We start from the raw sequence: 21,755 nt of genomic DNA on the forward strand, positions 1-21,755 counted from the left end.
CACGAGATCTGGCTGATCAGCTGGCTGCCAGGACAGAACACCGGACTCCACGACCATGGTGAGGCTCTGGGCGCGTTCATCGTGATCGAGGGCACGCTGTCCGAGGCAACCGTCCAGCCGGCGAGCCAGGTCGGCGGCCCCGTTCGTACCGCCCGTCGTGCGTTCGCGGCGGGTTCGGTTCGTGGCTTCGGGTATGAGCACATCCACGACGTCGCCAACCTGGGTACCGTCCCCGCCATCAGTCTGCACGCCTACGCACCGGAGCTCACCGCCATGACGCAGTACGTCCTCGAAGGCCAACGACTTCGCGTCGTCTCGTCGGATCGCGCGGGAGTGGACTGGTGACCAGCACGACGCAGACCCTCCATGGCCAGCAGACCCCGCAGTCCCCTCAGTCCCCTCAGTCCCCTCAGACCCCTCAGACCCCGCAGTCCCCTCAGACCCCGCAATCCCCTCAGCCCCCACAGGGCATCGACGACCTGCTCGCCCGCGCCCGCAGCCACCTCGACCGCGTGAGTCCGGCTGAGGCGTACGAACAGGTGAAGGCCGGCGCGCTGCTCGTCGACATCCGCCCGAGCGAGCAACGGCGACGTGAGGGCCACGTCGAAGGCGCCGTCCCGAATGTGCTCGTCATCGAACGCAACGTCCTCGAATGGCGGCTCGACCCGGCATCCGTCGCTCGCGCCCCCGAAGCGACCGGCTACGACGTGGCGGTCATCGTCCTGTGCTCGCAGGGTTATGCCTCCAGTCTGGCGGCCGCGACCCTGCAGGAGTTGGGGCTGCACCGGGCGACCGACGTCGACGGCGGATTCGTGGACTGGCGAGCGGCAGGTCTGCCGCATCGGACGGAGTAGCCCCGCCCGACCACCGCTGAGGCGAAGCTATGGGACCAGGGCGCCCCTCACGCAGAGCCGCCTGGGATGAGGGGCACCTTGAGCCGAACCTTTGGGAGCAGGACGCCCCTCCATCCAGTGCCGCCTGGGTTGACGGGCACTCTCAGTCGCCGGTGGGATCGGCACGGCTGAGTCCCAGGTCCCGTTGCCACGGATCCTGGTCACGGCTCACCACGCCCGTACTCTTCCGCAACCCCAGCAGCCACTGTCCGCCGTCGGACCCGGTGAGCAGCCCCAACGCGGCGGACGGCTGGAAGTCACCCGCGTTGCCCTCGGGTGCGACACCGCAGGCACCGTCGTACTCACCGGGCGGCTTCACCCACAGCTGCAGGTCGAGCCCGTACGCACCACCGGGTCGCGGGCGGTCCCCGACCTGCTGACCAGCCGGGTTGCACCACTCCGATCCCGCCGGTGGGCGACCGTTGCGGCTGGTGTCGATGACGAACGTGGGATGGATACCGTCCGGTTCCATCCGTTCGACGACCTCCTGGCCGTACGCCACGTTGGCCTCGGTCGGCTGGTAGTTGGAGACGTTGAGCGAGAAGCCGCGCGCGTTGCCGACATGGGCCCGGCGGAGGCGCTCGGCCATGGTCGCGGAGTCGACCCAGTTGGAGTGCCCCGCGTCGATGTAGACCCACGTGTTGGGTGCGCGGTTGGCGAACTGGTCCACGGCGTACGAGATCAGCGCGAGCGCCTCGTTCCGCTGCGTGTCGGGGCGGCAGTCCAACTGTGCAAGGGCATCCGGCTCGAGGATCACCACCGCCGGTCGCTGGCCGACCGCACTGGCGAGGCCGTCGACCCACTTCCGGTACGCCACCGAGCCGTCCGCGCCACCAGCACTGAACTGGCCGCAGTCACGGCCCGGGATGTTGTACGCCACCAGCACCGGCAGTTTGTCGGCCGCCTCGGCTCCGCGTACGTACATGCTGGCTTCCGTGCGATCGTTGTCGTTGCCCAGGAACCACCGGCTGATCGGCATCTCGGCGATCCCGGTCTTGATCGCCTCCTGCCGCGGGTCACCGGGGTTGGTCTGCACCCACTTGGCAGGTTGCGACCGCGGGTCGACGTAGAGGCCGGTCGTCATCGATACGGGATCGCCAGGCATCGATCGGCCCGCTGGCCAGGTGAGGCCCGACCACTGCCCAGACCACAGCCTGGACTGAGGATTGAGGCTCACGACGCTCACGGCACTGAAGAAGAGAAGGAGTGCCACCAGAACCGCCACCGCGGTTCGGCGGCGTGGACGCGTCGGTCGTGTGCCCGGAAGGTCCATCGCTGTCTCCCCCTGGGTACCGGTGCCGGCCGCACACTGCTGTGGACGTGGGCAATGCCAACGTAACCCGGGGGTGGGGAAGGCGTCCGCGACTCCGCGGATCGGTGCCAGATGCCCGGCCTGTCCCGCCGTGACGAGTGCGGCGAACGCGTTTCATGCTTGGCAAACCGCGCAGGTACGGGCCAGTGCGGACAGCCTGTGCCGGAACGCCACATCCGCCGAACGTCGTCGGCAAACCGACCCAGTCCTCCGACGGGCGGACGAACGGTCCTCAGCGGGGGAGCTGCGCCTCCACTGCGGCGACGAGGGCCACGTCCTCAGGATCCGTGCGCGGCCGGAACCGGCCGACGACAGCGCCCTGCGGGTCGACGAGGAACTTCTCGAAGTTCCACTGCACGTCTCCCGCCTCGCCGTCGGCGTCGGCCGTGGAGGTGAGCTCGACATAGACCGGGTGCCGGTCGGCACCGTTGACGTCGAGCTTCTCGAACATCGGGAACGTCACGCCGTACGTCGTGGAGCAGAACTCCTGGATCTCCTCGTGCGTACCCGGCTCCTGCCCACCGAACTGGTTGCACGGGAAACCGACGACCGAGAAGCCACGGTCGGCAAAGCGCTGGTGAAGACGTTCCAGGCCGGAGTACTGCGGCGTGAGGCCACATTTGGAGGCGACGTTGACGACCAGCAGAGCCGAGCCGGCGAGGTCGCCAAGTGAACCGGAGTCGCCGGCGAGGGTACGCAGTGGGATGTCGTGAATGCTCACGGTGGTCCTTCCGGAGTTCGGGCGGCGAGACAACTCTCGGCACCCTTGAGCGTGGGACGCGCCGTCGACAATACCCATGCCATCCGCGCGGCAGCCCTGAGCGGACCCGCGCCACCGCCGTTCCCGCGCACTGGTAGGACTGCAGTGTGCACAGCGGTGACGATCAGGACGCCGGGCCCGACGGCGTTGCGGCGTTCAACCCGCATCGCGAGCTGCTCTTCGGCGTCGCCTACCGCGTACTCGGCCGTGCGGTGGACGCCGAGGATGTCGTCCAGGACGCCTGGCTGCGCTGGCGGGACGTCGACCACGCGCGCGTCGTGGACGTCCGTGCTTACCTCGTGAAGGTCACCACCAGACTCGCCATCGACCGGCTGCGCAGCGCCCAGCGCAGGCGTGAGACCTACGTCGGCCCCTGGTTGCCGGAGCCCATCCTCACCGGTACTGGCCACACTCGCACCGGCCTTCCCGGCTCCGGCCCTCACGCCACGAGCGTCGCGGGCTCCAGCGTCGCCGGCAGCAGTCTCACGGGCGGAGGCCTCACCAGTCCGGACGTCGCGGACGAGGTGGCGCGCGCCGAGACGGTGTCGTTCGCCCTGCTGGTGGTCCTCGAAACCCTGTCTCCGCTGGAACGCGCGGTGTTCGTGCTACGGGAGGCGTTCGCCCTGTCCTACGCCGAGATCGGGGAGGTGCTGGACCGGACCGAGGAGGCCGTTCGCCAGCTCGCCCGCCGCGCGCGCGACCACGTACGCGAACGCCGGCCGAGGTTCGACACCGACCACGCGACCCAGCGGAGGGTGACGGAGCAGTTCCTCGCGGCCAGTATGTCCGGCGATCTCGCTTCCCTCATGCGGGTCCTCGCGCCGGACGTCACGCTGCACGGCGATGGCGGCGGCGTGGCCAAAGGGCCGCTCCGCGTCATCTCCACCGCCGACAAGGTGGGTCGCTTCCTGCTCGGCATGGCCACCAACGCACCACCGGAGCCGCGGGCCTTCCTCGCCACGGTCAACGGCCAGGTCGCGCTCGTCGTCACCTCGCGCGGCGTACCGCACTCGGTTCTCGCGCTCGAGGTGGCGGACGGCAGGGTGACGACCGTGCGGCTGATCGCCAATCCGGACAAACTCCGCGGCCTGCGGGACATCGAACGAGTCGGAACGCCCATCCCGCTCGGCTGACCGGCCGGACCCGTGTGTGCTTGCGCCGCGAAGGATCGCAGAACCACGTCGGCCGTACGGACGTGCAGTCAGTAGCTGGTGATCACGCCCGTCAATGCTTGGACTCGTCCTCGCTCACATAGGTGCCGCGTCCCGTGACGGTGAAAGCAAGCCCTTCCTCGACGACTAGGCGCACTGCCCTTCGCACCGTCGCGCGCGCCAGTCCGTACTCGCCCATCAGCTGAGACTCGGACGGAATCGGCCAGCCGGGCTCCCAGTCGCCGCGTGCGATCCGGGCGGCAAGGATGCCTGCGAGCTGCCGGTAGGGCGGCTCCGGGGCGTTGTGTCGCACCTGCTCGTCAGGTCCGTAGTCCATGGCTGGGCAGGCTAGGGCGGGCAATCATAGCCGCGCCGGGTCATCATCAGCTGCACTTGGATGTAGACGTCTAGATCGGGCTAGGGTTACAGTTTCCGTCGCTCGGGGGGTCAAGCGAAGGAGGCGACTGTGCGGTGGAAGGTGGCGACGTTCGCGGCGTTCGTCCTTATCGGCCTGGTGTGGGCGGCGGGGTTCGGCCGGTGAGCGCGGATGCGGAGATGGCCGACCCGATCGACTCCGGCGTGGTGGACTGGGTGTTCGAAGGGTCGGTGGCCGCGGACTTCGGCTACACGCAGGGCGATCTGGGCATCCTGGCCCGGTTGCTGTGCCGCCCCTGCCCCACCTGCGGGGCCGAGCCGGGAACCTGGTGCCGCACGCGGAACGGCCGGGTGCTCGTCGGTCTGGACACCCGGCATTCCGCGCGGCGGCGATTCCAGGCCGGGTGCACCCCCGTCGTCCGGTGACCATGATCGTGATCGTGAAGGAAAAGTCAGCTATCCACCGAAAAGTCTTCATGATCACGATCATGATCACGGGCAGGACGGCCTGAAACTCACCGCGCAGCCGACCGAACGGACCATGTCACGTCCGGTTCCTTCCCGTCGTCCGAGTGGGTGGACGGACCGCGGCCGATGGCCCCGAACCACGGCGGCCGCCCGCGGACTGCGTACACGGGTAGGAGTTCCCGCATGAAGCAGGTGACCGTGATCGGCGGCGGGCTGGGCGGCCTCGTCGCCGCGATCGCAGCTGCCGAAGCCGGCGCGAGAGTCGAGCTTTTCGAGTCACACCAGACGCTGGGCGGGCGGGCGCGCTCGACCGAGGGCGCGTACATCGCGAACGATGGTCCGCACGTCTTCTACAGCGACGGCCCGCACTGGCCGTGGCTCGTCGAGCGTCGCATCGTCACGCCCGCGGCGCGGATCCCGCTCCGTGAGGGCCGCTGGCTGCGCTTCCGCCACCAGGGCCGCCGCCGCGCCATGCCCCCGGCCGGCGTCCTGCGACCCGCGAGCCGCCGGCGCCTCGAGGCGCCGTTCGACCAGGACTTTCGCAGCTGGGCGACCTCCCGGTTCGGCGCCGGGAGCGCGCGGATGACGGCGAACATGATGGGCGTCGCGACGTTCGACCGTGACCCTGGCCGGCTGTCGGCGGCGTTCGTCTGGGAGCGGTTCCTGCGGGTCACGCGGCCCGGCTATCCCTCCCCGCGCTACGTCGTCGGTGGTTGGCGGGCCGCCGTCGACCGGCTCGCCGCGCGGGCGCGCGAACTCGGCGTACGCATCGAGACCGGAGCCCGGGTCGACGTCCTGCCGACATCCACCCCGGTGATCGTGGCGACCTCGCTCGACGCGGCCCGCCACCTGCTGGGCGACGACACGCTGCGGTGGGAGAGCGGACGGACGGCGATGCTCGATCTCGGCGTACGACGGCACAAGGGTGACGCGTTGGTCGTCTTCGACCTCGACGAGGCAGGATTCTTCGAACGCTTCACCGGACCGGACCCCACACTGGCGCCGCGCGACCACTCACTCGTGCAGGCGCAGATGCCGTTGCGGGTCAGTGAATCCAAGGCCTCGGGGCTCGCGCGGCTGGAGGGTCTCGTGGACCTCGCGCTACCGGGATGGCGGGAGCGTACGACGTGGCGGCGCGAAGCCGTGGCGGCCGGGCGTACCGGAGCACTCGACCTGCCCGGCACCAGCTGGCGCGACCGGCCGGCGATCGACCGCGGCCACGGTGTCTATCTGGTCGGCGACCAGGTGGCGGCGCCCGGCCTGCTCTCCGAGGTCACCCTGGCGAGCGCCCGCCAAGCCGCTCACCTCGCAGCCGGTGCGCCAGGACCCGCGGTCCTCGCCGCGCACCACCCGGCAGTCCGCCAGTAGCTTGCGGACAGGGCACGTCCTGCGACCCGAGACGATGCATGGCAACTCCCGACGACACGCGGTGAATGTGCCGCGCTTCATTGGGAGTGATCACGTAAACGTGATCACTCCCGGCTCAGCCCGGCGGACGGTTCACGGCGTGCCGCCGCCGGGGGTGAACAACCCACGGTCGAACGCGGTCGCCACCGCGGCGGCACGATCGTTGACGCCGAGCTTGGCGTAGATGTGGAGTACGTGCGTCTTCACGGTTGCCTCGCTGATGAACAGCTTCGCCGCCGCCTCCCGGTTGGTCGACCCCTTGGCGATCAGGCCAAGCACCTCCAGCTCCCGCTGGCTCAGCGGTTCCGGCGCCGGCTGGCGTACCTGACGTACCTCGCGTACCTGTCCCATCAGCCGCGACGCCACGGTCGGCGCGAGCACGGCCTCGCCCCGTGCGGCGGCGACGACGGCGCGGAAGAGCTCCTCGCGGGGCGCATCCTTGAGCAGGTAGCCCGTCGCGCCGGCCTCGATCGCGGCGACGACGTCGGAGTCGGTGTCGTACGTCGTCAACACGAGCACCCGCGCCGCACTCCCGCGTTCGGCGAGCTGGCCGATCGCCGAGACTCCGTCGACGCCGGGCATGCGGAGATCCATGAGGACGACGTCCGGGCGCAGCGCCAGTGCCTGGCGGACCGCCTCCGCTCCGTCGGCCGCCTCGCCGACGACCTCGAAGCGGGTGTCACCGCTGAACATTCCGCGCAATCCGTCACGGACCACCGGATGGTCGTCGACGATCAGGAGCCCGATCGGATTGGCGTGGTTGGCACCCTCGGGGTTCACCTCATCACGCCTATCCTCGCGGCCAGCTCCGCGCGCACTCCGGCGACCAGCCTCGCCCTCGCTACTCACACGGCCGCCCCCGCCACTCACTCGGCCGCCCCCGCCGCGATTGCTGGAACGCTGGCCGAGATGGCCGTTCCGACTCCCGACTCGGACTCGACCTCGAGCCGACCGGCCAGTCGGCGTACCCGCTGCCGCATCGCCGTCAGGCCGAACCCACCCTGCTGACCCGCGGCCTCGGGAACGTTGCCGATCTCGAACCCGGCACCGTCGTCACGGACGTCCAGCGTCACGACGTCCTCCATGTAGGACAACGTGAGGCCCACCCTCGTTGCGTTCGCGTGCTTGGCGACGTTGGCGAGGCCCTCCTGGGCCGTCCGGAGCAAGGTGACCTCGACCTCGGGATGCAAGGGGCGAGCCGTGCCCGTGGTGGTGACACTCGCGGGGACGTCGTTGACGGCCGACCAGCGTTCGACAACGTCCTCGAGTGCCTCGGGAAGCCGCGCGACCTCGAGCGCTTCGGGGCGGACGGCATGAACCGAACGACGGGCCTCGGACAGGCTCTCGCGGGCGAGGACCGCCGCGGTGTCAAGGTGACGTTGCCATTCGGCCGGGTTGTCCTTCGCCTGGTCGGCCGCCTGAAGCTGCGTGATGATGCCGGTGAGCCCCTGCGCCAGGGTGTCGTGGATCTCGCGTGCCATGCGCTGGCGCTCGTCGAGGACACCCGCCTCGCGCGCCTGGGTCAGCAGCTGTGTGTGGAGCCCGGCGTTCTCCTCCATCATCGCGGTGAGCTTGGCGTTGGCCTCGGCGAGTTCGGCGAGTGTCGCCTTGCGGTTCTCGTGCTGCCGGCCGGCGATGACGGCGAAGAAGCACATCGTGCCCGCGATGACGGTGTTGACGGCGAAGAGGGCGACGTAGCTCGCGATCATCGCGGGAGACGGCTCCTGCATCCCGCCGGTCTGCGACAGGGCGGAGACGGCCGCCGTCCCGGCGATCCCGACGAAACGCCAACGCCCGGGAAGAATGATCATCGAGTGGAGGTACCCCACCCACGCGAAGATGCCGTACCAGGGTGCCAGCGCCACGAGGATGCCGGCGAGGATCAGCAGGCCGACGAAGTAGACCGTGCTCAGAGGCTGCCGGTCGAAGGTCGTGGGCCGACGGGTCACGAAGCAGTACACCCAGGCGACGGCGAGCGCCGTCACGGCGAGGATGGCGTTGGTCCGTCCCTGGGACTGCTCGTGGAAGAGCGTCACGATCAGCGAGAGCCCCAGCAGGACGTACGGGAGGCCGCGATAGATCGGCATCTCGCGGCGTTCCCAGATCTCCAGCGCGCTTGCCGGCTCGATCACCTTCACGGTCTACCCCTCCTTCCGGGCGTCGGTCACTCCCAACGGAAGAGCTTCGCCGCGATGGCAGCCGCCGCCGCCGCGACCATCGCCATTATGACCAGGTGCAACGGCTCCGGCCCGGTGCCCGTCCAGGCGTCCTGGAGGGCCTGGACCCCGGGCGGCAGGTACGCACCCAGCTGCACCACGAGATCGGGCAGCATGAACCTCGGCAGGTAGACCCCGCCGAAGAACATCGACAGGAAGAAGATCGGCAACGCGATCGCCGTGGCCATCCGAGCGGTCTTGGCGGTGGCGGCCGCGAGGAGCCCCAGCGCGAACAGGGCGCCCCCACCGAACAGACAAGCCGCCACGAAGCCGCCGGGATGCTGGGGAAGTGGTACGTCGAACGCGAGATGCCCTACCAGGACGAGCAGCGCGATGCCCGCGAGGGCCGCCACGAAGTTGACCACCAGCTGGGCGATCAGCAGGTTCGCCGGGTGGACGGGTGTGGTCGCCAGTCGACGCAGAACGCCCTTCTCGCGATAGGTGGCGAGGCGGATCGGCAGCGTGTTGACCCCGAGCGTCGCCAGGGTGATCACGACGAGAGACGGCGCGAAGACGTCGATGAACGCCATCCCGCCAAACGTTTCCGAGGGCTCGCGGGTGGCCGGGATGAGGCCGATGACCACCATGATCGTCGTCGGCAGGGCCAGGGCGAGCAGTGGTGTGGCCAGGTCGCGGAGGAACAGTTTGGTCTCGATGGCGGTGACTCTGCCGAGTGAGCGCACGGGAATCTCCTACATGGTCAGGCGCCGGCCGGAGGGGCAGACGGCGGGGCAGACGGCGGGGCAGATGGCGGGGCAGACGGGCGCGGACATGCGAGTGCCGGGCGGGCGCGGCTGCGGTTCGGTTGGCCGTTTCAGTTACCGGTTGAGTTGTCGGTTGAGATGTCCAGAGAACGGCCGGTGAGCTCGACGAACGCGTCGTCGAGGCTGGCCTGCTCCACCCGGAGTTCGTGAGCGACGATCTGCTGACGGGCGAGGACCGAGGTGACGGCATGCAACACGTTGCCGGTCCCCGTCACCACGACCTGTCGGCCCGAACGGGTCACCGAGGTCACCTCTGGCAGGTCGGCCAGCACCGCGTCGTCGAGAGCCGCTGACGGCCTGAACCTGATCCGCTGCTCGTCGTTGACCCGCGACACGAGACCGGCGGGGGTGTCGAGCGCGACCAACCGGCCGGCGTCGATGACCGCGAGCCGGTCGCAGAGGCGTTCGGCCTCCTCCATGAAGTGAGTGACCAGGACGATCGTGACCCCCCGGTCGCGGACGCCTTCGATCAGGCTCCACGTGTCGCGACGGGCCTGCGGGTCGAGCCCCGTGGTGAGCTCGTCGAGGATCGCGATCTCGGGATTGCCAACGAGGGCGAGGGCCACCGAGAGCCGCTGCTTCTGGCCGCCGGAGAGACGCTTGAACGCCGTGGTGCGCTTCTCGTCGAGACCGAGATCCCGGATCAGCTGGTCGCTGTCGGCGGGGTTGCTGTAGAAGGAGCTGAAGAGGGCGAGGGCCTCCCAGACCCTGAGCTGCTCGGGCACCTCGCTCTCCTGCAGCTGCACACCGAGGCGCTGCCGCAGCTCTGCACGGTCGCGTCGAGGGTGGAGTCCGAGCACGCTGGCGGTGCCGCTGTCAGGCGTACGCAGTCCCGCGAGGCACTCCACGGTCGTGGTCTTGCCCGCACCGTTGGGTCCGAGGATGCCGAAGATCTCGCCTCGTTCGACCGTGAACGACACGTCGTCGACGGCGGTCTTGGCGCCGTAGCGCTTGTGGAGCTGGTTGACCTCGATGACTGGCACGGCCCGTCCTCCTCCGCTCAGGTGACGAGATCGAGCCTCGCCCAGGAGGGGCCACTCGCGGATCGTCTGGTCGGCCACACTCCTGCGTGGTTCGGGCTGAGCCGACACCTCCACCGAGCGGAGTACCCAGATCCACCGTTCGGTGGATCCGGGTACCGTCAGGCTGCCCGGCGACGGTCTAGGGCAGGGGTTCCGGACCGGGTTCCGGACGGGGTTCTCGACCGCCGGGCCGGCAGGCCATTCCGGTCGGTGGCCGGCGGGCGTTCCAGAAGAATTGGTCTGGGCGTACCATCCAGTCTCGTGGCCACCACACGTGCCAAACTCGCCTGGGACACCCTCGTCGACGTCGAGGCGGCTGGGCCGGGACCCCTACACGAACGCTTGACCCGGTCGCTCCGGCAGGCGATCCGCGACGGCCGGCTTCCGCCGAGCAGCGCGCTTCCGCCCAGCCGCGCACTCGCGACCGACCTCGGCTGCTCGCGCTGGGTCGTGACGCAGGCGTACGAACAACTGGTCGCTGAGGGCTATCTCACCGCGCGCACCGGCTCGGCGACCACCGTGCGCGCGACCGGTCCGACCGAGGACCGGGGGGCCGCACCCAACCGTCCGGGCGGCGGCGCCACGACGGCTGGCACGGGGGTCCCCTCCGCCACCAGCGCACCGGGCCGTACCCCCTCACATCCTGGCTCGGCGGGATCGGGCCAGTTTTCGACCCGGTACGACCTCGCGCCCGGACTCCCGGACCTGCGGGCGTTCCCGCGTCGGCGTTGGGTGGAGGCGGTGCGATCGCAGCTGGCCACCATGCCGTACGACGATCTCGGCTATCCCACGCCCGGCGGCGCGCCGCACCTGCGTGCGGTGATGGCCGACTACCTCCGCCGCGTCCGGGGCGCCCTCACCGACGCCGGCGATGTCACCTGCTGCTCGAGCGTCTCGGACGGGGTGGCCCGACTCGCGACATGCCTGCGTACGGCCGGCATCGAGCGGATCGCGGTCGAGGACCCCGGCTGGACCAGGCTCCGGCAGACCATCGAACGCGTCGGTCTGCGTACCGTCGGCATCCCCGTCGACGCCGACGGACTCCGCGCTGACGAACTCGCGAAACGCCGGGACGTCCGGGCGGTCCTGGTCACGCCGGCCCACCAGTTCCCGACCGGAGTCGTCCTCACGCCGGGACGCCGCGCAGTGCTGCTCGACTGGGCGCGTGACGTCGACGGGCTGATCCTCGAGGACGACTACGACGCGGAGTTCCGTTACGACCGGCGACCGGTCGGGACCCTGCAGGGTGCGGATCCGGAGCACGTCGCGCTGTTCGGTTCGTTGTCCAAGACGTTGTCGCCGGCGATCGGGATCGGCTGGATGGTCACACCCGCCCGCTGGACGGCCGAACTCCGCGCCGGGGAGGGCGGCATGTCGATGCCGTCGGCACTCGACCAACTGGCGTTCGGGGAGTTCGTCGAGTCCGGTGGGTACGACCGGCACCTCCGGGCCGCCCGCCAGCGATACCGCCACCGCCGCGACGCCCTGGTCGCCGCCATCGACGCGCGCCTGCCCAGGTGCACGCTGTCCGGTGTCGCGGCGGGTCTCCACCTCGTCCTCCGACTCGAGCCGGGGACCCCGACCGCGGAGGTGGTTGCCCGTGCGGCCGCCAGCGGTGTCCGGGTCGCCGACCTCGACGCGTACCGGGTTCGGCCCGACCCGTCCGCACCCGCCCTCGTCCTCGGCTACGGCAACCTGCCCGACGGCGCCGTCGACCCCGCGGTGAGCCTGCTCGCCGCCGCGGTCGCTGCGGTACGCCCGGATGCTTCCGTCCGCACGCCGGCCGGCCGGTGACGGTCGGCGCTTGGATGAGGGCGCCCCTCGTACAAACCGCCGATCCATGAGGGCGCCCCTCACCCAAGGCGGGCCGCTCCGACCCGGCGGCCGGGCGACGACCTCGATGGACGCGGACCGAGGAGAATGGCGCGATGGGCGAGACTCCGACCAGTTGGCCGAACGACGAGTTCCAGGCGGTGTTCTGGGCGACCAAGCGTGCCCTCGCCGAGGCCGCCGATGTGGCGTACCGGCGTCACGGCGTACGCGACGGGCAGCAGTTCCTCCTGATGGCACTGTGGAAGGAGGACGGCCTGCCGCCAGGTGAGCTCGCCCGGCGGCTGGGGCTCGCGACGCCGACGGTCACCCGGGCCGCCATCCGGATGGAGGCCGCGGGACTCGTCACCCGCACCCCTGACCTCTCCGACCGCCGCCTGGTCCGGATCCACCTCACCGAGCGCGGACGAGACCTGCAACACGTCCTGGACAAGGAGATGCGCGCCCTCTCCGACCGCGCCCTCGCGACGCTCTCCGACGAGCAACGCACGACGCTGATCGAGGCGCTCGACCTGATCCGCCGCAACCTCAGCCGCTGATCCATCCCCGTCCGCCAGCGCCCGTCGACGCTACGGGCAGCGGATCACCTGGCCGGCATAGGAGAGTCCCCCGCCGAAACCGAACAGCAGCACCGGCGCACCCGACGGGATCTCGCCGCGTTCGACGAGCTTGGACAGGGCAAGCGGAACGCTCGCCGCCGACGTGTTGCCCGACTCCACGACGTCGCGGGCGACCACCGCGTCCGTCACCCCGAGTTGGCGGGCGATCGGCTCGATGATGCGCAGGTTGGCCTGATGGGGGACGAACGCCGCAAGCTCCTCCGGCGCGATCCCGGCCCGATCGCAGGCCTGCCGCGCGAGGCCGGCCACAGCGGTCGTCGCCCAGCGGAAGACCGCCAGTCCTTCCTGCGAGAAGACGCCCGGTACACCCTCGATGCGTACCGCGTTGGACATCTCGGGTACGCAGCCCCACACGACCGGCCCGATGCCAGGCTCCTCGGCGGCACGCACCACCGCCGCTCCGGCGCCGTCGCCGACCAACACGCACGTCGTACGGTCGGTCCAGTCGGTGAACTCGGTCAGCTTCTCCGACGCGATGACGAGGGCGTTCCGTGCGGCGCCGGCCTGGATCGCATGGTCGGCGGTCGCGAGGCCGTAGCAGAAGCCCGAGCAGGCGGTGTTGATGTCGTACGCCGCGGGGGCGCGCACACCCAACCGCGCCGCCACCCGCCCGGCCATGTTGGGTGACCTGTCTCTCGCCGTGCAGGTCGCGACCACGACGAGGTCGATGTCCTCGGCGCCGAGACCACCGGCCGACAACGCCTTCTCCGCCGCGTACGCCGCCATCTCGTCCACGGACTCCGTCTCGGCGACGTGCCTGGTACGGATGCCGACCCGGGTGCGGATCCATTCGTCATTCGTGTCGACGATCTTCGCGAGATCGTCGTTGGTGAGAACCTTTGCCGGCTGGTAATGCCCGAGTGCCATGACCCGCGATCCCGTCACTGCGCGCTCCCTTGTGTACGACGTCGGTGACGCTTCCACTGTCATCGATCTCCCGGCGAGAAGGTACCCGCCCGGTCGCCAGTACCTACCCGGACGCGTGGGAGGATCTCGCCAGTTCCTCCCTCAGCAAACGTTCACGCCAGCGCTCCCTCCGGTTCGAGCGGGACTTGGACACCCCGCCGCGCCGACGCACCCGCCTCAGGCCGACGTGGCCAGCGCGCCTTCCAGCTCCACCGCCCAGTTCAACAGGTCCTCGTCGGCGTTCGGGCGCGCGGCGAACTGCACACCGAGCGGAAGGCCGTTGGCGGCCGCGCCGGCGGGCACCCCGACCACCGGCAGGCGGGCCTGGGTCCAGGGCAGGTTCATCAGCGGGCTGCCGGTGGTGTGGAGCCCTTCGGGTGCGGGACCTGTCGCGGCGGGGGCGATCCACATGTCGATCCCCTCGGCATCCATCTGCGCGACCAATGCCGCTGCGTACTCCTTGCGTTCGGTCAGGGCCCGTTCGTACGCCTGCACCGAAATCCGCCGGCCCTCACGGATCGCGGTGGCCGACTGCTCGCGGTAGCGGTCTTCGTACGTCCGGAACCACGTCTCGTGGGTCCGCGCGAGTTCCACCAGGTTGATCAGATCGTTGCGCTGGATGACGTCGCCGAGGTCGGTGAGCGTGGAGATCCGGCGTACGGCGAAGCCGGCGTCCTCCAGGTGCCCGACCTGGTCGGCGAACGCCTGCCGCGCCTCGGCAGTTGCCTGGTCGAGGTAAGGCCCCTCCGGTACACCGAGCACGGGGCGCCGCATCGGCCCCACCTCCGTCCGCGCCCGCCAGCCGTCGCAGACGACGGCCGCCGCGGTCGTCGCCGTCGCCACGTCGTGGCTGAGTAGACCGACCGTGTCGAACGACGGCGCGTTCGCGATCACGCCTGCCGTCCGGATGCGGCCGTAGGTGGGCTTGAATCCGACGACTCCGCAGAACGCCGCGGGCCGGATCACCGATCCCACCGTCTGCGTACCGATCGCGAGTGCCACCAGCCCCGCCGCCACCGCGGCGGCCGAACCGCTGCTCGACCCGCCCGGAGTGTGCCTCAGGTCGTGCGGGTTGCGGGTCGGGCCTGGCGCCATGAACGCGAACTCCGCCGTCACCGTCTTGCCCACCACCAGCGCGCCGGCGTCACGCAGGCGCGCCACCGCGGGTGCTTCGACCGCGTCGGACGCGGCGAGCACCTCGATCGGGAGCCGTGCACCGGCACCCGTCGGCAGGCCGTCGACGTGGACGACGTCCTTCACCCCCAGAGGTACGCCGAACAGCGGCGGGCGCTCGCGCGGATCCGGCCAACGACGTACCAGCTCGCTGACCTCCGTGCGCACCCGCTGCCGGCGGTCGGGTTCGGCGACGAACGCCTGGAGATCCGCGTCGACGGACTCGATCCGGGTGCAGATCTCGTCGGCCAAGCTCACCAGGTCGAGGTCACCGCGTCGTACGGCTGCCCACTCGGCCAGCAACGTGCGCGCGTCTGCCGTTGTCCCACGCATGCCGTCCACCGTGCCACACCACGCGCCGCCCAGTCGTCATGATCATGGAACCGCGCACCAGCCGCGACCGTCCGTGCGGCACGGCGTCACCACCCACCCCGAAACTGACGGGCAGATGTCGGAGCGTCTCTATAGGATGTTCGGCGGTCTTACCACGTGGTATGACCCGAGCGTGGGGAGACGTGGGTGGCGAGTGCGCAAGGCATGGTGAAGGCTTCACTGGCGGCCCGTCGTCTTCCGCAACGCCGCATACTCACCGACGACGTCTACGAAACCGTCAAGGCGTTGGTGATGGACCACGCCCTCGCCCCCGGGGCGCATCTCAACATCGACGCACTCGCCCGCGACCTCGAGGTCTCGCAGACCCCCGTCCGGGAAGCACTGGCGCGGCTCGAGTCCGACGGCCTCACTGTCAAGCAGCCCTTGCGCGGCTACACCGTGGCGCCCCTGCTCGACAAGGACCAGTTCGAGCACCTCTTCGGGCTCCGCTTCCTCCTCGAACCCTGGGCTGCCAGTCAGGCCGCGAGACGCGCGACCCCAGCCGACCACGCCGCCCTGGAGGCGACGTTCGCCCTGGTGACCGACGTGCCGGCCGAAGGAAGCTACGACGCCTACCGCGCCCTCACCGCCCATGACGAACGGTTCCACGCGCTGATCCACGAACTCTCGGGCAACACCCTGCTCGCCCCGACGTTCCAGCGACTGCACCCGCATCTGCACATCTTCCGGCTCTACTACGGCAAGGGCATCGGCGCGCAGGCGGTCGACGAGCACCGGTGCATCCTCGAGGCGATCCAGCGGGGCAGAGCCAAGGCTGCCGAGGCGGCCATGCGCGCCCACCTCACCGGATCCCGCGACCGGCTACGGCCCGTCTTCGACTGAACGACCACAACCACGGGCACCCCGGCGACGCGTTCCCAGCCGGGCCGGGTCGGCTCCCACAAGCGGCGCGCCGATCCCGTCGTTTTCCGAAATACGTAGAACTGCCGAAAAGCCGTTATCATCCGTCCCGTCGGCATCCTCCTGATTCGCCCGAGGTGCCAGAACGCCTTGCTGGGACGCGGATTCCGGTCGCCCAGGTAGGTGTGCAACATTGCGGGGTGCCTTTCGTCCACAACGACTACTACCAACGACGTCTGATCCGTCAGCTGCCCGCTGGTGGTCGTACGGCACTCGACGTCGGCTGCGGCACGGGCAGGTTCGCGCGGCGGTTGGCCCGGCGCGGCTACGACGTCGACGCGATCGACCAGTCGGCGGAGACGCTTGCGACAGCGCGCGCCTTGACGGCACAGATCTGGGCGGCCGGCACGATCCACTGGCAGCAGGCCGACATCACGACGGTCGACCTGCCGGACAAGCACTACGACTTCATCAGCTGCCTGGCGAGCATCCACCACGTACCGTTCGAGACCGTCGGCAGGTTGCGGGACGCGCTCACCCATGACGGCGTCCTCGCGATTCTCGGCCTCTACAACGAGGAGACCGCGAGCGACTGGCTCCTCAGCCTCGCCGCCGTCCCGGTGAACGCGGCGGCGAGGCTGACGATGGCCATCTCCGACAAGCTGCAACCCACCTGGGAGAACCACGTCCAGCGGCAGGTCAGCGCCCCGACCATGCCGCCGAGCATGACTCTTGCGCAGATTCGTACCGCCGCCGCCGAGGAACTTCCCGGCTGTACGATCCACCGCCTGCTCTTCTGGCGCTACCTGCTCGTCTACCGCAAGACGACCTGACCGGCGCCGCCTGCTCTGCCCAGGCGATCCGACGCCTCACTCGTCGGTGATGAAGTACTGCTCCGGGTTCGTGGGACCCGGCGTGGGATACAGGAACGACTGCGGCACGCTCTTCGGCACGTTGTGGAAGTTGTTCTTCACGATGCCGTACGACTGGGGCATCAGGATCGTCCCGATGTGGTAGAAGAACTCCTTCGAGATCGTGAGCAGCTCCTTCAACAACCGGTCGCGCTCGGCCTCGTCCATCGTCTGGCGTACCTGCTGGTAGAGCTCCATCTGCCGGCGTACCGGGGCCGGCGGTCGCTCGCCGTCCTTCCCGCCGGTCTGGTACCACAGCATCCACTGCGGTGCGTAGTTCGTCGACTCGTTGGCCGACGGGAAGTACCAGTCCGTCCGCATCAACGGCTCGATCCAACCGCCGCCCTCGGCCTGCCAGACCGCAGCGTCGTGCTGTCCGGCGTCGGTGCGTTCGTCGAACAGCGCGCGGTCCTCGTTCTTGACCTGGATGTCGACGCCGACCTCCCGCCAGTGCGAACGGACGAGCTGCATCGTGTCCGGCCACTCCGCGCGGAACGCGGTCGGCACCTCGACACCGAACGAGATCCGCTTGCCGTCAGGCCCGAGCCGGAACCCGTCGCCGTCGCGTTCGGTGAACCCGGACCTGTCGAGGTGTTCGTTGGCCAGGTCCACGTCGTAGTCGGTGTACTGCTTGGCCATCTCCTCGTCGTAGTACGGCGAGCTGTCACGCGGCGCCACCTGGAAGGGTTCACCCTGCCGCTGGTAGACGGAGTCGATGATCTCCTGGCGGTTGATGGCGTAGGACAGCCCGATCCGGAAGTCCTTGTTGTTGAAGACCTCCCGCTTCGCCGGATCGGGATGGTTGAGGTTCAGCGCGACGACACAGGCGTTGGAGTCCGATGGCACCTCGTCGAAAAACGTGTAGTTGCCCTTGGCCCGCCCGCGCGCGAGGACCGGCTTGTTCTGCAGGGTGTTGATGGTGCGGTCCTGCATGTCGATCTCGCCGTTGCTGGCGGCCAGAACCATGACCTGCGGGTCGGCGATGTGCCGGTAGACGAGCCGGTCGATGTAGGGGAGCTGGCTGCCTTCGGGATCGGTCTTCCAGTAGTACGGATTGCGGTCGTAGATGTAGCGGGTGCCCTCGCCGAACACCGTCCTCGCCAGCCAGCCGTGCAGCCGCGGCACGTCCTTGTTCGCCCAGGTGTCGGCCTTGAGAAGCAGCAGCTCGACCCAGCTTGCCTGATCCTCGTCCTCGGCGAGCTGGTCGGCGTCGGGGTTGTACTTCTTGTGGAACCGCTGCATGTAGTGCTTGGGGAACTCGAGGATGTCCAGGGCGTACGGCGTCGCGTTGCTCTGGATGAACAGGCTGTTCGGTTGCGCGAACGTGAACCGTACGGTGACCTCGTCGACCTTCTCGATCTCGCCGGGCTCGTCACCGGAGAGGTACATCGGCGGCGGCACGGGAAAGAGGTCGGTGTTGAGCAGCACGTCGTCGTAGGCGAAGACCAGGTCGTCGGCGGTGAACGGCCTGCCGTCCGACCACTTCATCCCCTTGCGAAGGGTGACGACGTACGCCCGTCCGCCGTCCTCGACCGTGATGTCCTTGGCGACGTTGGGGATCACCTTCTGGAACTGCGGATCCCACCGCATGAACGTCTCGTAGCCGACAGTACGGCCGAGCCAAGCGCCGTCGGACGGGCCGAGCGTGCCGCTGTTCCACTCGCCGCCGTACACCCCGATGCGGTCGTTCGGCTCGACGACCAGGGGTTCGTCGGGAAGCCGTTCAGCGACGGGAGGCAACTTCCCGTCCTTGACCAGCGCCGCCAACATCGGCGCCTCCTTTCCCTTCGTTCCCGGGCCGCTGCCCTGGTCGCCGTTGCCGTTGCCGTTGCGCTCTGATCCGGGGTCGGTCGAGAGGAACGAGCAGCCGGTCGCCGGTGCCACCGATGCCGCTGATGCCGTGACGAGAAGTGCCGCCCCGCTGGTACGGAGCAGGTTCCGTCGTGTCACTTCGTTGTGGAGCCACGCGCGGCTGGTCACGACGCCTCATCTCTTCTGCGTACGTCCATCCGCCGAACCTGCCGCGGTGAACCCGCAGAGACAGTGTGGGAGAGCGCTTTCCATCGATGTGAAACGGATTGTATGAGCGACATGCCGGACAAACAAGGACAGATGTCCTGGTCGCCCGGCTGAAACACGCCAGGGAGAACAGGGGCCTGTTGAGGCCCGGGGGGAAGAGAACGTGTTGGGTGCGCGAGGGGGGAGTTGAGCCGTAGAACCAGCACGCTCGATCACGCCCAAACCGCCGTCCTGAGCGTGAAACCGGCGTCTCGTTACCTCCGGTTCCGGCAACGCCGCGACGGATCTGTCGCCGTCGCCTTCCTGAGCTGATCTCCCACCGACCATCGCGAGAGGGCAGCGTCGCGCAGGGCGTCGCGCAGAGGCCGCCTATCTGCAACCCGACGGTTGCGCTCTGCGGAATCTTGTGCAACCGTTTGATTGCACTCAATGGAGGTTTTCATGGACACGGTCACAAGGCCCAACGAAGGCGAGACCCGCTCGATCCTCGTGGTGCTCTTTCTCGGGGCGTTCGCGATGGGCAGCGCGGACATGCTCGTCGTGGGGATGCTCGACCTGATCTCGGCCGACCTGGCCGTCTCGGTCCCGCAGGCCGGCGCACTGGTGACCGCCTTCGCGCTGAGCATGGCGATCGGTGGGCCGGTGCTCGCACTCCTGACGGCGCACCTGGACCGCAGGATCGTCCTGCTCGGTGCCGTGGCGGCTTTCGCGCTGCTCAACGTGGTTCCGGTGCTGGTGGCCGACTACACGTTCTTCCTCCTGGCGCGCGCCGGGGCCGGAGCGGTCGAAGGCCTGTTCATCGCGGCCGCGCTCACCGCGGTGGAGGGCATCGTGCCGAAGGACCGGTCCGGCCGCGCGATGGGACTGGTGATCACCGGATTCGCCACCTCGAGCGCACTCGGGCTGCCCCTCGGGACGCTGGCAGGACAGGTCCTCGGCTGGCGCGCGTCGTTCGCCGCCCTCGTGGGCATCGCGCTCGGGGTCCTCATCGCTGGCGTCCGGGTGCTCCCTTCGGTCCCGACGGCGCGCGCGAGCCGGACGGCCGGCGCTCAGCTCCGCCTCGCGTTCGCACCGCGCGTGCTCGCCGCTTTGGCGCTGTGCTGCCTGGTCTTCGCGGGCGTCCAGTCGGCCCTCACCTACCTAGTGCCGTACCTTGGCGACGTCACCAGGATCTCGGGCACGACGGTGGTGGGCGTGCTGTTCGCCTTCGGCGTGGCGACCACCGTTGGATCCGCGGCCGGCGCCCGGTTCGCCGATGCCCACGCCGCGCGCGCCCTGGTGGGCGGGACTGTCGGCCTGACGGCCGTGCTCGTGACCATGTACCTCTTCGGCGGGCACGCGGTGGTGGCTGTCCTCACCATCGTCGGCATGGGACTGTTCGCCATGGGGATGGCGCCGGCCCTGCAGAGCCGGGTGATGAGCCTCGCCGGACCCGGCGCGGCCCTCGCGGCCTCGCTGCCGGCGTCCGCCGCCAATGCCGGGGACTCCGTCGGCGCGCTCCTCGGGGGAGTCGCGATCAGCCATGCCGGTCTGGCCGCCGCTGTCCTCGCCGGGGCCGTGGTCACCGCCGTCGCCGTCGCCGTCGCCGTCGCCACCAGCCGTCTCCGCCCCACGACACCCGCCGCCGAGGTCACCCCGACGACCGAGGTCACCCCGCCGAGCGCTGAGCTGATCGGGGCCTGAGCGCCGATCGGGAAAGGAAGGAACGAACGACATGACAGACAACCCGCAGACAGTCGCCGAGCACGACACGTTCACCGTGCGCCGCACGATCCACATCGCCGCCCCGGTGGAGAAGGTGTGGAACGCCGTCACCGAGCCTGAGCACATCTCCCGCTGGTTCGGGCGCACGGTGCTCCAAGGGACCGGCGTCGGAGCCCCCGGCACCGTGGCCTGGCCGGACGAGTCCGCCATCCCGATCCGCGTCGAGGCGGTCGACCGGCCGAGGATGATCTCCTACCGCTGGTGCAACGACGAGGCGGTCGAGTCCGTTCCGAGCGAGCTCGACGCCGCACACTCGACGGTGTTCACCTTCACTCTTGAGCCGTTGCGCGACGGCACCCAGCTCACGGTGGTCGAGACGGGATTCGAGACGACACTCGACCCGGCCCGGAACATCGAGAGCCACCGTCAGGGCTGGGACGAGCAGCTGGACCGGCTGGTCGCGATGTTGGAGGCACGGTGATGACGGAGATTCTGGTTCCTGTGTTCGCCGCGCTGGGTGACGAGACCCGCTGGAGCATCCTGACCGCACTGGGCGAGGCCCCGGCGTCCGCGTCGGCACTGGCCGCCAGGCTGCCCATCAGCCGCCAGGCGATCGCCAAGCACCTCGAGATCCTTCATCGGGTCGGGCTGGTCGAGCCGGTACCGGTCGGTCGTGAGGTGCGGTACCAGGTGCTGGGCTTGGAACTCAGCGCTACCGCCCGACGGCTCGACGCCATCGGCACCGCTTGGGAGCAACGCCTCGCGGACATCAAGAAGATCGCAGAGGGCCTGTGATGAGGCCGCGCTCAACGGCCCTCGAGGACGCCGGTCTCCCGCCCGTGGTCGACCAGGCAGTCTACGAGCTGGAGATCGAGCGGCTGCGCCAGCGGGAGCAGGCGCACACTCGTGAAGCCGACGCGATCGCCGCGGCCCGTCGACGGCTGCCGATGGTCGAGGTGGACGGCGGCTCGGAGCTGCTTGGCCCCGACGG

At 69.6% G+C, this 21,755-nt stretch carries 22 protein-coding genes and 1 pseudogene; 13 read left to right on the top strand and 10 right to left on the bottom strand.

The genetic code is table 11. The features are described 5' to 3' along the window. Positions 1 to 6 precede the first annotated feature (6 nt). A complete protein-coding gene (locus ABNF93_RS14105; protein ID WP_349328484.1) occupies positions 7 to 345 on the top strand; it encodes a cysteine dioxygenase in 339 nt (112 codons plus the stop codon). Beyond that, positions 342 to 854, top strand: coding sequence for a rhodanese-like domain-containing protein (locus tag ABNF93_RS14110; protein ID WP_349328445.1), 513 nt, complete (start codon positions 342 to 344; stop codon positions 852 to 854). Before ABNF93_RS14105 ends, ABNF93_RS14110 begins: the two co-directional genes overlap by 4 nt. Before the next feature lie 142 nt (positions 855 to 996). On the opposite strand, the gene ABNF93_RS14115 is transcribed toward ABNF93_RS14110, so the two are convergent. Further along, a complete protein-coding gene (locus tag ABNF93_RS14115; protein ID WP_349328446.1) occupies positions 997 to 1,977 on the bottom strand; it encodes a glycoside hydrolase family 6 protein in 981 nt (326 codons plus the stop codon). 460 nt (positions 1,978 to 2,437) lie between these two features. Then, a complete protein-coding gene (locus ABNF93_RS14120) occupies positions 2,438 to 2,926 on the bottom strand; it encodes a glutathione peroxidase (protein WP_349328447.1) in 489 nt (162 codons plus the stop codon). 146 nt (positions 2,927 to 3,072) lie between these two features. Between ABNF93_RS14120 and sigJ the strand changes: the two genes are divergently transcribed. Next, on the top strand, positions 3,073 to 4,098 hold the full coding sequence (gene sigJ, locus ABNF93_RS14125; protein WP_349328448.1) for an RNA polymerase sigma factor SigJ: 1,026 nt from the start codon (positions 3,073 to 3,075) through the stop codon (positions 4,096 to 4,098). Positions 4,099 to 4,189: 91 nt separating this feature from the next. On the opposite strand, the gene ABNF93_RS14130 is transcribed toward sigJ, so the two are convergent. Next, positions 4,190 to 4,453: a GntR family transcriptional regulator gene (locus tag ABNF93_RS14130; RefSeq protein WP_349328449.1), complete on the bottom strand. Its 264-nt coding sequence runs from the start codon at positions 4,451 to 4,453 to the stop codon at positions 4,190 to 4,192. Between the two features lie 200 nt (positions 4,454 to 4,653). On the opposite strand from ABNF93_RS14130, the gene ABNF93_RS14135 reads away from it, so the two are divergent. Further along, complete coding sequence (locus tag ABNF93_RS14135) at positions 4,654 to 4,917, top strand: zinc finger domain-containing protein (protein WP_349328450.1); 264 nt, start codon at positions 4,654 to 4,656, stop codon at positions 4,915 to 4,917. Positions 4,918 to 5,142: 225 nt separating this feature from the next. Further along, the gene (locus tag ABNF93_RS14140; protein WP_349328451.1) at positions 5,143 to 6,327 is read left to right on the top strand and encodes an NAD(P)-binding protein; all 1,185 of its coding nucleotides are present in this window, start codon (positions 5,143 to 5,145) and stop codon (positions 6,325 to 6,327) included. Between the two features lie 132 nt (positions 6,328 to 6,459). Here the strand turns inward: ABNF93_RS14140 and ABNF93_RS14145 are convergent, their stop codons facing one another. From ABNF93_RS14145 to ABNF93_RS14160, 4 genes are all read right to left on the bottom strand, one after another. After that, on the bottom strand, positions 6,460 to 7,146 hold the full coding sequence (locus tag ABNF93_RS14145) for a response regulator (RefSeq protein WP_349328452.1): 687 nt from the start codon (positions 7,144 to 7,146) through the stop codon (positions 6,460 to 6,462). 86 nt (positions 7,147 to 7,232) lie between these two features. Next, on the bottom strand, positions 7,233 to 8,504 hold the full coding sequence (locus ABNF93_RS14150) for a sensor histidine kinase (protein ID WP_349328453.1): 1,272 nt from the start codon (positions 8,502 to 8,504) through the stop codon (positions 7,233 to 7,235). A 26-nt stretch (positions 8,505 to 8,530) separates the two neighbouring features. Beyond that, a complete protein-coding gene (locus tag ABNF93_RS14155) occupies positions 8,531 to 9,265 on the bottom strand; it encodes an ABC transporter permease (RefSeq protein WP_349328454.1) in 735 nt (244 codons plus the stop codon). Between the two features lie 131 nt (positions 9,266 to 9,396). Continuing rightward, positions 9,397 to 10,329: an ABC transporter ATP-binding protein gene (locus tag ABNF93_RS14160; RefSeq protein ID WP_349328455.1), complete on the bottom strand. Its 933-nt coding sequence runs from the start codon at positions 10,327 to 10,329 to the stop codon at positions 9,397 to 9,399. A gap of 300 nt (positions 10,330 to 10,629) precedes the next feature. Between ABNF93_RS14160 and pdxR the strand changes: the two genes are divergently transcribed. After that, positions 10,630 to 12,162: a MocR-like pyridoxine biosynthesis transcription factor PdxR gene (pdxR, locus tag ABNF93_RS14165; protein WP_349328456.1), complete on the top strand. Its 1,533-nt coding sequence runs from the start codon at positions 10,630 to 10,632 to the stop codon at positions 12,160 to 12,162. Between the two features lie 134 nt (positions 12,163 to 12,296). Continuing rightward, entirely contained in the window at positions 12,297 to 12,737 is a 441-nt protein-coding gene (locus tag ABNF93_RS14170) for a MarR family winged helix-turn-helix transcriptional regulator (RefSeq protein ID WP_349328457.1), read from the top strand. Positions 12,738 to 12,767: 30 nt separating this feature from the next. On the opposite strand, the gene ABNF93_RS14175 is transcribed toward ABNF93_RS14170, so the two are convergent. Then, entirely contained in the window at positions 12,768 to 13,703 is a 936-nt protein-coding gene (locus tag ABNF93_RS14175) for a beta-ketoacyl-ACP synthase III (RefSeq protein WP_349328458.1), read from the bottom strand. 198 nt (positions 13,704 to 13,901) lie between these two features. Continuing rightward, complete coding sequence (locus ABNF93_RS14180; protein WP_349328459.1) at positions 13,902 to 15,230, bottom strand: amidase; 1,329 nt, start codon at positions 15,228 to 15,230, stop codon at positions 13,902 to 13,904. 186 nt (positions 15,231 to 15,416) lie between these two features. On the opposite strand from ABNF93_RS14180, the gene ABNF93_RS14185 reads away from it, so the two are divergent. Continuing rightward, positions 15,417 to 16,112, top strand: coding sequence for a GntR family transcriptional regulator (locus ABNF93_RS14185; protein ID WP_349328460.1), 696 nt, complete (start codon positions 15,417 to 15,419; stop codon positions 16,110 to 16,112). A gap of 218 nt (positions 16,113 to 16,330) precedes the next feature. Continuing rightward, positions 16,331 to 16,963 carry a class I SAM-dependent methyltransferase gene (locus ABNF93_RS14190; RefSeq protein ID WP_349328461.1) on the top strand — a complete coding sequence of 211 codons (633 nt, stop codon included), beginning with the start codon at positions 16,331 to 16,333 and terminating at the stop codon, positions 16,961 to 16,963. A gap of 36 nt (positions 16,964 to 16,999) precedes the next feature. Here ABNF93_RS14190 and ABNF93_RS14195 read toward each other — a convergent pair whose 3' ends face one another. Next, complete coding sequence (locus ABNF93_RS14195; protein WP_349328462.1) at positions 17,000 to 19,021, bottom strand: ABC transporter substrate-binding protein; 2,022 nt, start codon at positions 19,019 to 19,021, stop codon at positions 17,000 to 17,002. Between the two features lie 480 nt (positions 19,022 to 19,501). Between ABNF93_RS14195 and ABNF93_RS14200 the strand changes: the two genes are divergently transcribed. The 4 genes and pseudogenes from ABNF93_RS14200 to ABNF93_RS14215 form a co-directional block, all read left to right on the top strand. Next, positions 19,502 to 20,743 carry an MFS transporter gene (locus ABNF93_RS14200; RefSeq protein ID WP_349328463.1) on the top strand — a complete coding sequence of 414 codons (1,242 nt, stop codon included), beginning with the start codon at positions 19,502 to 19,504 and terminating at the stop codon, positions 20,741 to 20,743. A gap of 31 nt (positions 20,744 to 20,774) precedes the next feature. Next, positions 20,775 to 21,245: an SRPBCC domain-containing protein gene (locus ABNF93_RS14205; RefSeq protein ID WP_349328464.1), complete on the top strand. Its 471-nt coding sequence runs from the start codon at positions 20,775 to 20,777 to the stop codon at positions 21,243 to 21,245. Beyond that, entirely contained in the window at positions 21,245 to 21,559 is a 315-nt protein-coding gene (locus ABNF93_RS14210) for an ArsR/SmtB family transcription factor (protein ID WP_349328465.1), read from the top strand. The genes ABNF93_RS14205 and ABNF93_RS14210 overlap by 1 nt, the downstream gene beginning before the upstream one ends. Then, a pseudogene (locus tag ABNF93_RS14215) lies at positions 21,559 to 21,705 on the top strand (hypothetical protein); the annotation flags it as partial. The gene ABNF93_RS14210 and the pseudogene ABNF93_RS14215, both read left to right, overlap by 1 nt. Positions 21,706 to 21,755 lie beyond the last annotated feature (50 nt).

The organism is Actinopolymorpha sp. B9G3 (genome assembly GCF_040120725.1).
GTDB lineage: Bacteria > Actinomycetota > Actinomycetes > Propionibacteriales > Actinopolymorphaceae > Thermasporomyces.

What these genes read in the sequence shown, in the direction of transcription:
- ABNF93_RS14115 (WP_349328446.1), bottom strand. Translation starts at nt 1,977, where the DNA reads ATGACGACCGGCCTCTACGTCGACCCGCGGTCGCAACCTGCCAAGTGG.
- ABNF93_RS14205 (WP_349328464.1), top strand. Translation starts at nt 20,775, where the DNA reads ATGACAGACAACCCGCAGACAGTCGCCGAGCACGACACGTTCACCGTG.
- ABNF93_RS14130 (WP_349328449.1), bottom strand. Translation starts at nt 4,453, where the DNA reads ATGGACTACGGACCTGACGAGCAGGTGCGACACAACGCCCCGGAGCCG.
- ABNF93_RS14210 (WP_349328465.1), top strand. Translation starts at nt 21,245, where the DNA reads ATGACGGAGATTCTGGTTCCTGTGTTCGCCGCGCTGGGTGACGAGACC.
- ABNF93_RS14180 (WP_349328459.1), bottom strand. Translation starts at nt 15,230, where the DNA reads ATGCGTGGGACAACGGCAGACGCGCGCACGTTGCTGGCCGAGTGGGCA.
- ABNF93_RS14140 (WP_349328451.1), top strand. Translation starts at nt 5,143, where the DNA reads ATGAAGCAGGTGACCGTGATCGGCGGCGGGCTGGGCGGCCTCGTCGCC.
- ABNF93_RS14200 (WP_349328463.1), top strand. Translation starts at nt 19,502, where the DNA reads ATGGACACGGTCACAAGGCCCAACGAAGGCGAGACCCGCTCGATCCTC.
- ABNF93_RS14170 (WP_349328457.1), top strand. Translation starts at nt 12,297, where the DNA reads ATGGGCGAGACTCCGACCAGTTGGCCGAACGACGAGTTCCAGGCGGTG.